Here is a 13042-nt window from a genome sequence, read left to right on the forward strand (position 1 = left end):
AGTAAACACCATGCCAAAAATCACCCCATTTTTATGGTTCGACGACCAAGCCGAACAGGCGATGAATTTCTACGTATCCATTTTTAAAAACTCGAAGGTCTTGAGCGTCAACCGTTACGCCGATGCCGGGCCGGGACCGAAAGGCAGTGTGATGACCGCCAATTTCGAGCTGGATGGGCAAGTATTTACTGCGCTCAACGGTGGGCCGATGCACTCGTTTTCCCCGGCGATTTCGTTTGTCGTACACTGCGAAACTCAAGCGGAAGTTGATTACTATTGGGAAAAGCTTTCTGAAGGTGGGAAGACCAATCAATGCGCCTGGCTGGACGACCAATTCGGCGTTACTTGGCAGATCGTGCCGAATATCCTGATCGAATTATTGAGCGATCCCGATCCGGTAAAAGCCGGACAAGTGATGCAGGCCATGCTAAAAATGACGAAAATAGACATAGACACTTTAAAACGAGCCTACGAGCAATCCTAAATGAAACATCTATTTGCCGCTCTGCTATTACTACTTGCCGGCCGGGTTGACGCTATCGAATGGCTGGACAGTCCGGAGCTTGGCAAACTATTCAGCGATGCCGGCGTGCACGGCACTTTCGTGGCCTACGATGTCGATGCAGATAGGCTAATCGGCCACGACCAGCTCCGCGCGGAAACCCGCTTCATCCCGGCCTCGACGTTCAAGATAGTCAATAGCTTGATCGGCTTGTCGGTAGGTGCGGTCGGCAACGTAGATGAAGCGCTGCCATACGGCGGCCAACCACAAATGATCAAAGACTGGGAGCGGGATATGGGCTTGCGCGAGGCGATCAAGCTGTCCAACGTACCGATTTATCAAGCACTGGCCCGGCGCATCGGCCATGCGCGGATGCGCGAAGGGCTTGTCAGCCTCGGCTACGGTAACACCGAGATCGGCGCTAAGGTCGATAGATTTTGGCTGGACGGTCCGCTAAAAATCAGCGCGGTGGAACAGACGGCATTTTTGGCTCGCCTGGCGCGGGATCAATTACCGCTCTCTGGCGATGTTCAAGCCAAAGTCCGGGAAATAGTCATGCTTGAGCAAAACGGCGAAAGGACTTTATACGGCAAAACCGGCTGGTTAAACGCTCCCAACCCCGGTATCGGCTGGTGGGTGGGCTGGGTCACGAAAGGCGGCCATCTATACAGTTTTGCGTTAAATATCGACATTATCCAGGCTGCCGATGCGCCCAAGCGCGTGAAGTTGGGCAAGGCCTGTCTTAAGGCGCTGGGTATATTCTAAGCTCAACTTATTATCAGGCTCGCAACGCCAGCGCCGCCTTAGCCAAACGCTCGCCCAACACCCAACACAAGCGTTTTTCATGCTCGGTGAGTTCAGAGTCGGTATCGGCGACATGGCTAGGCCCGTAAGGCGTGCCGCCGCTGACTGTTTCGCGCAGCGCAATTTCGTTGCACGGCAAACTCATCAACAACATGCCGTGATGCATCAAGGGCAGCATCATCGATAACAGCGTGGTTTCCTGGCCGCCGTGCATACTGCCGGTGGAAGTAAACACGCCGGCCGGCTTGCCGGACAAAGCGCCGGAGAACCAAAGCGCGGTCGTACCGTCCAGAAAATGCTTCAGCGAAGCCGCCATATTGCCGAAATGCGTCGGGCTGCCCAGCGCCAAGCCGTCGCAGGTTTCCAGGTCCTGCAAGGTCGCATACGGCGCGCCGGCATCGGGAATGCTGTCGGCGATTTTCTCGCACACCGCCGAAACCTCCGGCACCGTGCGCAATAGTGCTTCCGCGCCGGCCACCGATTCCACACCCCGGCCAATCTGTTGCGCCATCCGCATGGTACTGCCATCGCGGCTGTAATACAGGATCAGGATTTTCGCCATCAGAGTATCGCCAACACGTTTTCCGGCGGCCGGCCGATGGCGGCTTTACCGTCTTTCAACACAATGGGCCGTTCGATCAGTTTGGGGATTCTGATCATCGCTTCGATCAAGTCCGCATCGCTCAAGGATTTATCGTCCAGGCCATTGTCTTTATATTCCGGCTCTTTGGTGCGCATCAACTCGCGCGGCTTGACGTTGAGTTTGGTCAGGATGTCCTGCAATTCGGCGGCGGTGGGCGGGGATTTGAGATATTCAACCACTTCCGGGGTAACGCCTTGCGCTTCCAGTAGTTTCAAGGTGTCTCGGGATTTGCCGCAACGCGGGTTATGGTAGATTTTGACGCTCATGGTTTGCACCTTAATCATGACGGGTTGCGGCTATAATAGCACCCTTCGAATCACGGATAAGCCCCCAAAGCCATGCAATTACCCAACTATTCAACCGCCCGCGTGCTGGTGGTCGGCGACCTGATGCTGGACCGCTACTGGCACGGCCCCACCTCAAGAATTTCCCCGGAAGCACCAGTTCCAGTAGTGCATGTAAAGCAAGACGAATGCCGGCCGGGCGGCGCCGGGAATGTGGCCTTGAATATTGCGGCGCTGGGCGCAAAAGTATCCTTGCTTGGATTTACCGGCGAAGACCAGGCCGCAACTGCGTTGGAAAAGATATTGAAGGATGCCGGGGTATTGTGCTTATTTCAAGGCGTGCCCAATTTTCCAACCATCACCAAATTGCGGGTGATGAGCCGGCATCAACAATTGATCAGGCTGGATTTTGAAGACGGCTTCCAGCAAGTCGATAGCGATGCGCTATTGCATTTATATCACGCCGAGATGATGCAATCGCAAGTGACCGTGCTTTCCGATTACGGCAAAGGCACCTTAAGCCAAGTGCAACAATTCATCCGTCTGGCCAAACAACTGAACAAACCAGTATTGGTCGATCCGAAAGGCAGCGATTTTTCGATTTATCGCCAAGCCACGCTGATCACCCCCAACCTCAGCGAGTTTGAAGCGGTGGTTGGTCGCTGCACCGATCAGCAGCAAATCGTCGAACGCGGCATGAATTTGCTGAACGAACTGGAGTTACAAGCCTTGTTAGTTACGCGCGGTGAAAACGGCATGACCTTGCTCAGCAAAGGTACCGACCCCTTACACCTGCCGACTCACGCCCGCGAGGTTTTCGATGTTACCGGCGCCGGCGACACGGTGATTTCCGTGCTGGCCGCCAGCCTGGCGGCGAAAAAGCCGCTGGCGGAAGCCACGCAGTTGGCCAACATCGGCGCCGGCATCGTGGTCGGCAAAATGGGCACCGCCACCGTCAATACCGACGAGTTGAATGCCGCCTTGCAAGGTCCGCGCGCCCATCACAAAGGCGTATGCAGCCTGCCGGAATTGCTGGCCGAACGCGCCGCCGCCCAGCAAAACGGCGAAAAAATCGTCGCGACCAACGGCTGTTTCGACATTCTGCATCCCGGTCACGTCCGCTATCTACAACAAGCGAAAACCCTGGGCGACCGTTTGGTGGTATTGGTCAACAGCGACGCCTCGGTGCAACGCCTGAAAGGCCCGGAGCGCCCGGTCAACAAACTGGATCACCGGATGGAAATGCTGGCGGCGTTGGAATGCGTAGACTGGGTGGTGGAATTTGAACAAGACACCCCCAAGGAAGTCATCGACCAATTACTGCCCGACATACTGGTGAAAGGCGGTGACTACACCGACATCACCAGCATCGCCGGCCACGAAAGCGTAATGGCCAACGGCGGCGAGGTGAAGATTTTGTCGTTTATCGAAGGGCATTCTACGACGGCGATTATCCAGACGATTAAGGATAAAACTGGCAACTAGGCCACGCCACCAATACAATGTATGTATAAGACTGGCTTTCTATGATTTCATTTGGTCACGAGAAAAATGAATTGCTCAAGCAAAGTCCAGGCATTGGCTTTGAAGAAATTATCACGACCATCAATGCCGGAAAGATACTAGATGTGTTCGACCATCCCGATCAAACTAAGTATCCGCCCCAAAAAATCTATGTAGTTGAGGCCCTTGATTATGTTTATTTAGTGCCGTTTATTCAAAACGAAAATGGCATCTTTCTTAAAACCATTATTCCAAGTCGCAAAGCCAAAGAACGTTACAAAGGGGAAAACCATGTTTGATGACGAAGAAATGTCTATATTAAATGCGTTGGAAAATAACAAACTGATACGCAGCGTCAATGCGGATGAAGAAATTGCCTTGGCCAAACAAGCGGCTAAAGAATACTTGTCAAAATCGAAAAATGTCACGATTCGCCTTAGCTTGGGCGATGTGACATTAATTAAAAACCGCGCTCAAGACGTTGGTATTCCTTACCAAACGTTGACTTCTTCATTAGTCCATCAATATGCGACGGGCAAAATTCGTTTGGAAACATAGTGGTCCTACTACTGTCCGTAGGTCGACTGGTTTCAAAAGCAAGTCTAATGGCTCATAAGGTTATGAATTTAAAACTAAAGGTATTAGTGTGAGTAAAAGATACACTCAGACAGATAAAGACCATATGGCAAGAATTGCCATTAACGCAGCGAAGGAATTACAAGAGCTGGGCGGGCAATATCCGTCTTTCAAAAACTATGTTTGGGCGGCTCAGCATATTCTAAATGGTGGAACGCCGAATAATAAAGTTGACGAGTTTATGTTAGAAAAAATAAGAGAAGCCGGGCTTTTATAATTCGGCATAACTTTACCAGCAGAGTTTTTACCAAAATCTAATTCTTCCTATGCTAGCGTTTTCAGACCGTCTCCACCAATACTGGCTCCTGGCCCGCTTCGATAAACCCATCGGCATTTTCATTCTACTTTGGCCGACGCTGTGGGCCTTGTGGATTGCCGGCAACGGCAAGCCGGATTTATTGGTGTTAATCGTGTTTACGCTGGGTGTGGTGTTGATGCGCGCGGCCGGTTGCGTGATTAACGATTACGCCGACAAGGATTTCGATCCACATGTCGACAGGACTAAGCTACGGCCGATTGCCTCCGGCAAGGTAACACCGAAGGAAGCGTTGATTGTGTTTGCGGTGCTGTGTCTGACTGCGTTTGGCTTGGTGTTGCTGATGAACTGGTACACCATCGGTTTGTCGTTTATCGGTGCATTTCTGGCGGCCAGTTATCCGTTTATGAAACGCTTTACGCATCTGCCGCAGGCGTATCTAGGCGCGGCGTTTGGGTTTGCGGTGCCGATGGCGTTTGCCGCGCAAACCAATGAAATTCCGCTAGTCGGCTGGATTTTATATCTTGCTGTGTTGCTGTGGGCACTGGTGTACGACACCATGTACGCGATGGTCGACATTGACGACGATTTGAAAATCGGCGTGAAATCCACCGCGATTCTGTTCGGCAAGCGGGTGCGGGAAATTACGGCAGGCCTACAAGTCGTGATTATGGGACTGTTGGTTACGGTAGGCCTGATGCAACAACTGAGCTGGCCGTATTACGCCGGTTTGGCGGTTGCCGCCGGCTTGGCGATTTACCAGCAAAAACTGATTTTTCATTTCGATAAGCCCAGCTGTTTTAAAGCCTTTTTGAATAATAACTGGTTCGGTCTGGCAGTGTTTGTTGGGATTGTGTTGGCGTATTGGCTGTAGTGTTTAGGATGAATTACTGACCTTACGCTAGCCCCAATGGCGTAACAGAGAAGGTTAGAATGAGATGAAGAAAACAGGTAATTCGCTTGGTTTGATCTCCTCACCCCGGCCCTCTCGACAACTACTCCCAGCGTTGCCCTACCTCCTGCATCCGTGCAGTCGTCCAGCAGGAGAGGGAGCTTAATTTAAAGCCCTGATAGGGTTTTCAACCATGCCCAATAGATTTTAGGATTTGTGATGAACTATATCGAGATGTTGGCGATTGCATTTGCCGAAGCCCAAGCCGGTTTTGACGAAGGCGGCGTACCGGTCGGCGCGGCTTTATTCGATGCCAGTGGCAAGTTGCTGGGCCGGGGCCGCAATCGCCGCGTGCAAGATAACGACCCGTCCGTTCACGGCGAAACCGACGCTTTTCGCAAAGCCGGCCGGCAAACCAGTTACCGCGACAAAGTCCTGGTCACGACCTTGGCGCCTTGCTGGTATTGCTCGGGCTTGATTCGGCAATTCAATATTGGCACGGTGGTGGTCGGTGAATCGGTCAACTTTGCGGGGCATCTGGACTGGCTGAGCGACGCCGGTGTTAAGATCGTGGAATTAAACGACACAGCTTGTATCGATTTAATGGGCCGTTTTATTGTTCAATCACCACGGATTTGGTTTGAAGATATCGGTGAGGATTGTTGTTAAGGAAACTCTGAACAAGTTGATTCCATCCATCCATAATAACAGGCGCCCTCGCAACTAAACGTCCATTACAAAATGGCATTGCTCTATGCATTTAATTATTATAAAACGGGGGGAATGATGCGCTTGGACCTAAACGCTACATCATTCAATGTTAATCCCGCGAAGGTGGGAACAGAGCTTTTGATTTTCCTGGGTTCCCGCATTCGCGGAAACGACGAAACCCGATTTTTTGAAGTTCCCTTTTTGCTGGCAGTGCGAATAGCCAAACGGCTCCAGTCAATCGCAGCCTTTACTGAATGGGAAGTTGACAGCAGCTAACCCGGTTTTTATAAATTCTCGATCCTTAATCTGCAAAGGAGTTTTCGTTCATGAGTCTGACCTTAGTCATCGGTAACAAAAACTATTCATCCTGGTCACTGCGGCCTTGGCTGTTTTTGAAATATCACGACATCGATTTCGCGGAAATCAGAATTCCGTTATATCGCGAAGATTCGAAAGACAAACTGCTGCAATACTCGCCGACCGGTAAAGTACCGGTTTTGTTGGATGGCGAGCTTAAGGTCTGGGATTCCCTGGCAATCTTGGAATATCTGGCGGAACGCTTTCCGCAAACCCAAGGCTGGCCGGAGGATTTCGCCGAACGCGCAGCGGCCCGTTCGTTAGCCGCCGAAATGCATTCCGGATTTACTGCGCTACGCACCTATTGTGGTATGAATTGCAAGCGAACACCCGCAGCCAAACCTTTACCGGAAGCAGTGCATCCGGACATTGAACGCATCGGTGAAATTTGGCAACACTATCGGCAACTCCACCGCCACGACGGTCCGTGGTTATTTGGCCGATTTACGATAGTCGATGCGATGTTCGCCCCCGTCGCCTTACGTTTTCACAGCTATCAACTGGAAACCAATAAAGAGGCGCAAGCCTACGTAGACTCGGTGCTGGCGTGCCCGGCAGTAATCGCCTGGATGGAAGCCGGCAAGTTGGAAAGTGAGGTCATCACCGCGTTTGAATAAGCGGTGTTAAGACCTTGCCGATTTACCACAATAATTTAAAGATACTTTGCTACTACCTGAGCGTAGAATGATTCTCTTGTTATTTACAAACGGGAGAGCACTATGAAAAAAATCAAATTAACCGCTGTTTTACTGGGCTTATCAGTATTTTCCGGCCTGAGTTTTGCGGATATTCCGCTGCAATCCAATGAAGAAGTACAAGGCAGCTGGAAGTTGGTATATACCAAAAAATCGGTTAGCTCCACGGAAACCATCAAGCGCGAAGATAACTGGACCTTTAAAGACGGTAAAGTCACCATCACCCACATCCCGCGCGAAGGTACTTTTTACGACCAATCGCCAGTCGCTTACGAAATAGAAGGCGGTAAATTGAAAATCGCCATGTTGGGTAGACCGGATAAATTCGACGTCTTTGCATTGCAGGAAAAAACCGATAAATCCATGACCTTAAAAGGCAAATTCGGCGACGTTTATCACTTTAATAGAAACTGAAAATCACCATCCGTAATTTCTTAGCCTAAAAATACAAATAAAACTTGGCTAACCATTAATAATTTGTTCCCGCAAAGCTTTTCCCCTGTTCACGCCGGGGCGCGGGAACCCTGAAATGGCTTATACCCGCATAAACATTGCGATTTTGATCTTACACATTAAACGGCGATTCTGAACCAAGCTGCATACAAAGCCGGCAAAAACAGTAATGTCAATGCAGTCGCAACAGTCAAACCCCCCATAATCGCTACCGCCATCGGCCCGAAAAACGCGCTGTGAGTGAGTGGAATCATAGCCAGTATTGCCGCCGCCGCCGTTAATACGATAGGCCGGAACCGGCGCACCGTGGAATCGACAATAGCATCGAAATCCGAACGCCCGGCCAACTTATCCTGATCGATTTGATCCACCAGAATCACCGAGTTACGCATGATCATTCCGGAAAGTGCGATGGTACCCAGCATCGCCACAAAGCCGAACGGTTGTTGGAAAATCAATAAAAACAAAGTCACGCCGATTAAACCGAGCGGAGCCGTCAATAACACCAAGGCCATTCGCGAAAAACTTTGTAACTGGATCATCAGCACAGTCAATACCGTCAGAAAAAACAGAGGCATGCCGGCCGCGACCGAATCGCCGCCCTTAGCCGATTCCTCCACCGCACCGCCGGTCTCCAAGCGGTAACCCGGCGGTAATTGGCGCTTTATGTCGACCAGTTGTTCTTCTATCTGCGCCGACACCATCGGCGCCTGCATGTTGCCGTACAAATTTGCTCGTACAGTGACCGTAGGTACGCGGTTTCGCCGCCAAATCAACCCTTCCTCAAAGCCGTAATCCAATTCGGCGACTTGCGACAGAGGCACACTGCGTCCGCCGGGGATCGGTATCATCAAATTTTGCAGACGCGATAAATGCTTGCGTTCAATTTCGGCGCCACGCACCAATAAGTCGATACGTTCGATGCCTTCGCGAAATTCGGTGACATACAAGCCTTGCAGGGCGCCATTGATAATATTGGCAATGTCGTTGGAAGAAACTCCCAGCAATCTGGCCTTGGATTGTTCAACATTGACCCGCACAACTTTCACCGGCTCTTCCCAATCCAACTGCACGTTGGAAGGATAAGGATTGGCGCGCATCACATCGGCCACCTGGCGAGCAATAGTGCGTAGCGTCAGCAAATCCGGCCCGGAGACTCTGAACTGCACGGGAAAACCTACCGGCGGGCCGTTCTCCAAACGTAATACGCTGCCGCGCATATCTGGAAAGTCCTGTTCGAATAGGTGTATTAGTTTATCGCGCAGCTGTTCTCGTTCCGCGGGACCGTCGGTCAATATCACAAACTGCGCAAAGCTGCGTTGCGGCAGTTGCTGATCCAAAGGCAAATAAAAGCGCGGACTGCCGTTGCCGACATAAGCCACGTAATTATCGATGCCGCTTTGCTTATCCAGCCAGGCCTCCAGTTTTTTCACATCGGCTTCGGTAGCGGCATACGACACACCTTCCGCCAAGCGCAAATCGACAATTAACTCCGGCCGGGTGGAATCCGGAAAAAACTGTTGCTGGACAAACTTAAAACCGAAGATAGCGGCAAAAAACATCCCTATGGTCAAAAAAATCACCAGCCAACGGTGAATAACGCAGGCGGCAACCAATTTTCGAAAGCGCAGATAAAAGGGGGTTTGATAAAGATCGAGGGAGTGGTTCTTGGGCTGATCGGACTGCGGTTTTTTCCACAACTTGGCCCAAAACCGCGCCCAGCTAGACTCTTGTTCTTGGCCCTTACTCAAGTCCGGCAACAAGCGATAGCCCAAATACGGTACAAACACCACCGCCGCGAACCAGGATACTAACAAGGCTATGACAACGACTTGAAAGATAGAGCGGGTGTATTCCCCGGTGGAAGACGCAGCCGTGGCAATCGGCAGAAAGCCGGCAGCCGTTACTAATGTGCCGCTCAGCATAGGCATCGCAGTCGATGTATAGGCAAAGGCGGCAGCACGCGTGCGATCCCAGCCCTGTTCCATCTTAGAGGCCATCATTTCCACGGCGATAATGGCGTCGTCCACCAGCAAGCCCAAGGCCAAGATCAATGCCCCCAGGGAAATTTTATGCAGGCCAACGCCAAACAGATGCATCAGCCAAAAAGTAACCGCCAACACCACCGGGATAGTGATCGCTACCACAATGCCGGTCCGCAAGCCCAAAGACAGCAGGCTAACACCTAATACAATGACGACCGCCTCAGTTAGCGATTTAGCAAACTCGTTGACCGAGCGCTGCACTGCTTTCGGCTGGGAAGACACAGTATGCAATTCCAATCCCACAGGCAATTGGGCTTGGGTATTTATTACGGCCTGATCCAGATCGCGACCCAACTTGATGATATCGCCGCCAGCACGCATCGCTACCCCGATCAATAGCGCATCATGACCTTTATAGCGCACCCTGTCTTTGGGAGGATCTTCAAAGCCGCGACTGACTTTGGCGACGTCACCCAGCCGAAATTCGTTGTTATTGGCGCGAAAACGCACATCCCGCAGCTCTTCCAATCTATCGTAACGACCGGTTACCGCAATCCGAATGTGCTCGTCTGCAGAATCGAAACTACCGCTGCCTGTCACCAAGTTCTGCGCTTGCAAGGTGCGGAGCAAAGTGGCAATGTCGATACCGATGGTGGCTAATTTGGCATTGGACAATTCGACGTAAATGCGTTGTTTCTGTTCGCCGAAAAAATCTACCTTGGCGACATCGTTCACTCTGAGCAGTTCGGCGCGCAAGGTTTCCGAGTGACGCTTCAGTTCCGCATAGTCGTAGCCGTCGCCGGTCAAGGCATACAAGTTTCCGTATACATCCCCAAACTCATCGTTAAATGTAGGGCCTTCGACGCCGGCCGGCAGGGTGTAAGCAATATCGCCGACTTTTTTGCGAACTTGATAAAAAATGTCCGGGACTTGCGCAGCCGGTGTGGAATCCTTGGCCGACAGAAAAATTAACGATTCGCCCGGCCTGGAATAGCTGCGTAAATTGTCCAGCCAGGGCACTTCCTGGAGTTTTTTTTCCAGCTTATCAGTAACTTGTTGCTCCACTTCCTGGGCGCTGGCACCGGGCCAGCCGGTACGGATAACCATCACTTTGAAAGTGAAGGGCGGATCTTCCGACTGGCCTAGCCTGGTATACGAAAGCATCCCAACCAAGGTCAGCATCAACATGGCATATAAAACTAATGCCGGGTGCCGTAAGGACCATTCGGAGAGATTGAAGCCGGATTTCATGGTTGGCCCCGCAGCGGCGTTGCCCGGACTATCTGGCCGGGTACCAAAGTTTGCACACCGGCCACCACCACTTGCTCGCCTTTTTGTATGCCGCTGGCGATCAATACGCCGTCTTCACGAAACGCGCCGGCTTGTACCGCTCTCGGCTGCACCTCCCCGCTGGCCGGATTAACCACCCAGACTACTGATTGACCGTCGCGCTGGGTGACCGCTGTAGTGGGTAATAAAAAGTCATTGGTTTCTTGATGATAAAAACGGACGCCGGCAGTCATGCCCAAACGCACCGAAGCATCCGCTTCCAGCAACACCACACGTACTTGAAAAGTACGTGTGAGATTATCCGCGGCCGGCGCCACTTCCCGAACCTTACCTTTGTATACGGTGTTGGGATTGGCCCAAAGTCTTATTTCCGCCGGCACATCAACAGCAATGCCCAGCATGCGCGATTCGGGCACGGCAATTTCGACTTCCTTATTCTCCGGCACCGCTATACGAACAATAGGCTCGCCGGCGGCAACCACCTGGCCCGGTTCGGCATGAATTTGGGTAACCACCCCATCCCGCTCCGCCAATAAATGCGTGTAGCGCGATTGATTACCGGTTACCGCAGCTTGCGCTCGGGTCTGTTTTACCTTGGCCGCCGCGGCCTTGAATTGCGCCTCGTGAATATCCAAAGCCTGGTTGGAAATGAATTTGCTGGCATGCAGTTGGCGTTGTCTGTCCAGTTCGGCCTGGGCCAATGCCAAATCGGCTTCCGCCGCGCGTACTTCCGCTTGCGCTGCTTGAGTCGATAAACCGGTATCCATACTATCCAGTTTGGCGAGCAGCTGACCTTTCGTCACCATTGCGCCGGTATCGACATTGCGTTCGATGATTTTGCCGTTGATGCGAAAACCTTGCGCACTTTCATAGCGGGAGCGAATTTCACCCACCAATATGATGGGCGCGGCCGCGGTCTGTTCGCCTACTGTCACCACTAGAGCCGGTCTGGGCGCTGATGGCGTGGGCGCTGGTTTTTCGCAAGCGACCAGCAACAGCGGCAACATCAACCACAAATATTTCATCTTATCCCCTTTAAATAGACCCAACTGCATCCAGCGTTATTTATGCCATTGCCTTGCGGATCGACTCCAGCGGCACCAGCGAAATCAATGCTCTAAACACTAAGACATTATTATTGTTGACGAGGCCGTAACATTCGTAATCCAAGGGTGTAGCGTTCAAATCGCCAAAATCGTGCGCGGCGCAATCCGCTGCGGGTTTGATCAAAATATGCACCGCATCGTTACTTTTCAGCTGCGCCAAACAGCGTCTGTCGATACAGATTTTGTGCGAAGTATAGACCATCGGATTACGCTCAAAATCGTGCAGCCATTTCAAAGCTTTTTCCAACAAAGCGCTGGACAGCAGCGCGCACGGAAACATCTCCGGAAATATCACCTTCTCCTGCAATTCGTCGAAATATTGGGTTTGATCGCGTAGCGATGCGCAGAGAAAATTCTTGGCGTTGCTGGTCATCATGAACTTACGTTTTAGAAAAAAACCATTATTCAAAAAACACCGATCAGGCTGGATTTTTAATTCCCCGACCCGAGACAAATCCGGCTGGCCTAAAAACAACGGTTCGGCGGTTTCTTTTTTAGAGCCGCTCAAAGCTAGTTTGCCGTCAGCTTTGACAATGATCCGATTGCTTAGGCTAGGCGAGGGCTCGTGCTTAAATACCGATTCCTTGATATCCACTTCAATAGTCTGATTGGGCTTGATGGCATTGGCAAAGGTAAATTGGTAATTGCTGAAGTTCAAGCCATGTTCGGCCAGCAATTTTTCTTCGTCATGTTGCCGGCGATAGTCGGCAATCTTGCCTTCTATCAATGACTCCAATTGAAACCCCAAGGTAATCGGGCCGTTATACGGATTGCCATGAATGTTCTGCCACTTCCGGCTATCGTGAAACAAATTGAAATCGTCGGTGGAATTGCGGGCGATGTCGATATGCAGCTGACTGAAAACGTCCGGATTGATTGGATTCATTTGGGCGGCCTCCGCTAGGCTTTGAATATTAGGCGATTC

At 51.4% G+C, this 13042-nt stretch carries 16 protein-coding genes; 11 read left to right on the forward strand and 5 right to left on the reverse strand.

The features are described from left to right. Positions 1-10 precede the first annotated feature (10 nt). Together A1332_RS19540 and blaOXA are read left to right on the forward strand one after the other, a co-directional pair. Entirely contained in the window at positions 11-484 is a 474-nt protein-coding gene (locus tag A1332_RS19540) for a VOC family protein (RefSeq protein ID WP_064010097.1), read from the forward strand. Then, a complete protein-coding gene (gene blaOXA, locus A1332_RS19545; RefSeq protein WP_064010098.1) occupies positions 485-1267 on the forward strand; it encodes a class D beta-lactamase in 783 nt (260 codons plus the stop codon). A gap of 13 nt (positions 1268-1280) precedes the next feature. On the opposite strand, the gene wrbA is transcribed toward blaOXA, so the two are convergent. Beyond that, positions 1281-1868, reverse strand: coding sequence for an NAD(P)H:quinone oxidoreductase (wrbA, locus tag A1332_RS19550; RefSeq protein WP_064010099.1), 588 nt, complete (start codon positions 1866-1868; stop codon positions 1281-1283). Then, a complete protein-coding gene (arsC, locus tag A1332_RS19555; protein WP_064010130.1) occupies positions 1868-2215 on the reverse strand; it encodes an arsenate reductase (glutaredoxin) in 348 nt (115 codons plus the stop codon). Before arsC ends, wrbA begins: the two co-directional genes overlap by 1 nt. A gap of 72 nt (positions 2216-2287) precedes the next feature. Here arsC and hldE point away from each other — a divergent pair, with 72 nt between their 5' ends. From hldE to A1332_RS19595, 9 genes are all read left to right on the forward strand, one after another. Next, entirely contained in the window at positions 2288-3718 is a 1431-nt protein-coding gene (gene hldE, locus A1332_RS19560; RefSeq protein ID WP_064010100.1) for a bifunctional D-glycero-beta-D-manno-heptose-7-phosphate kinase/D-glycero-beta-D-manno-heptose 1-phosphate adenylyltransferase HldE, read from the forward strand. Positions 3719-3759: 41 nt separating this feature from the next. Next, positions 3760-4035, forward strand: coding sequence for a hypothetical protein (locus tag A1332_RS19565; protein ID WP_064010101.1), 276 nt, complete (start codon positions 3760-3762; stop codon positions 4033-4035). Further along, positions 4028-4294: a hypothetical protein gene (locus A1332_RS19570; protein WP_064010102.1), complete on the forward strand. Its 267-nt coding sequence runs from the start codon at positions 4028-4030 to the stop codon at positions 4292-4294. Before A1332_RS19565 ends, A1332_RS19570 begins: the two co-directional genes overlap by 8 nt. A gap of 88 nt (positions 4295-4382) precedes the next feature. Next, entirely contained in the window at positions 4383-4589 is a 207-nt protein-coding gene (locus A1332_RS25425) for a hypothetical protein (protein ID WP_157204057.1), read from the forward strand. A 49-nt stretch (positions 4590-4638) separates the two neighbouring features. Continuing rightward, positions 4639-5502 carry a 4-hydroxybenzoate octaprenyltransferase gene (gene ubiA, locus A1332_RS19575; RefSeq protein WP_064010103.1) on the forward strand — a complete coding sequence of 288 codons (864 nt, stop codon included), beginning with the start codon at positions 4639-4641 and terminating at the stop codon, positions 5500-5502. 237 nt (positions 5503-5739) lie between these two features. Further along, positions 5740-6189, forward strand: coding sequence for a nucleoside deaminase (locus tag A1332_RS19580; protein WP_064010104.1), 450 nt, complete (start codon positions 5740-5742; stop codon positions 6187-6189). 72 nt (positions 6190-6261) lie between these two features. Further along, entirely contained in the window at positions 6262-6507 is a 246-nt protein-coding gene (locus A1332_RS19585) for a hypothetical protein (protein WP_064010105.1), read from the forward strand. 50 nt (positions 6508-6557) lie between these two features. Continuing rightward, positions 6558-7205 carry a glutathione S-transferase family protein gene (locus A1332_RS19590; protein WP_064010106.1) on the forward strand — a complete coding sequence of 216 codons (648 nt, stop codon included), beginning with the start codon at positions 6558-6560 and terminating at the stop codon, positions 7203-7205. Between the two features lie 102 nt (positions 7206-7307). After that, a complete protein-coding gene (locus A1332_RS19595; protein ID WP_064010107.1) occupies positions 7308-7697 on the forward strand; it encodes a hypothetical protein in 390 nt (129 codons plus the stop codon). Positions 7698-7855: 158 nt separating this feature from the next. On the opposite strand, the gene A1332_RS19600 is transcribed toward A1332_RS19595, so the two are convergent. From A1332_RS19600 to A1332_RS19610, 3 genes are read right to left on the reverse strand one after another with little or no spacing between them, the layout of a single operon-like run. After that, a complete protein-coding gene (locus A1332_RS19600; protein WP_064010108.1) occupies positions 7856-10972 on the reverse strand; it encodes an efflux RND transporter permease subunit in 3117 nt (1038 codons plus the stop codon). Continuing rightward, positions 10969-12036, reverse strand: a complete 1068-nt coding sequence (locus A1332_RS19605) for an efflux RND transporter periplasmic adaptor subunit (protein ID WP_231890363.1) — start codon at positions 12034-12036, stop codon at positions 10969-10971. Before A1332_RS19605 ends, A1332_RS19600 begins: the two co-directional genes overlap by 4 nt. 40 nt (positions 12037-12076) lie before the next feature. Continuing rightward, the gene (locus tag A1332_RS19610) at positions 12077-13003 is read right to left on the reverse strand and encodes a hypothetical protein (protein ID WP_064010110.1); all 927 of its coding nucleotides are present in this window, start codon (positions 13001-13003) and stop codon (positions 12077-12079) included. Positions 13004-13042 lie beyond the last annotated feature (39 nt).

Source organism: Methylomonas methanica, from assembly GCF_001644035.1.
Classification (GTDB): domain Bacteria; phylum Pseudomonadota; class Gammaproteobacteria; order Methylococcales; family Methylomonadaceae; genus Methylomonas; species Methylomonas methanica_A.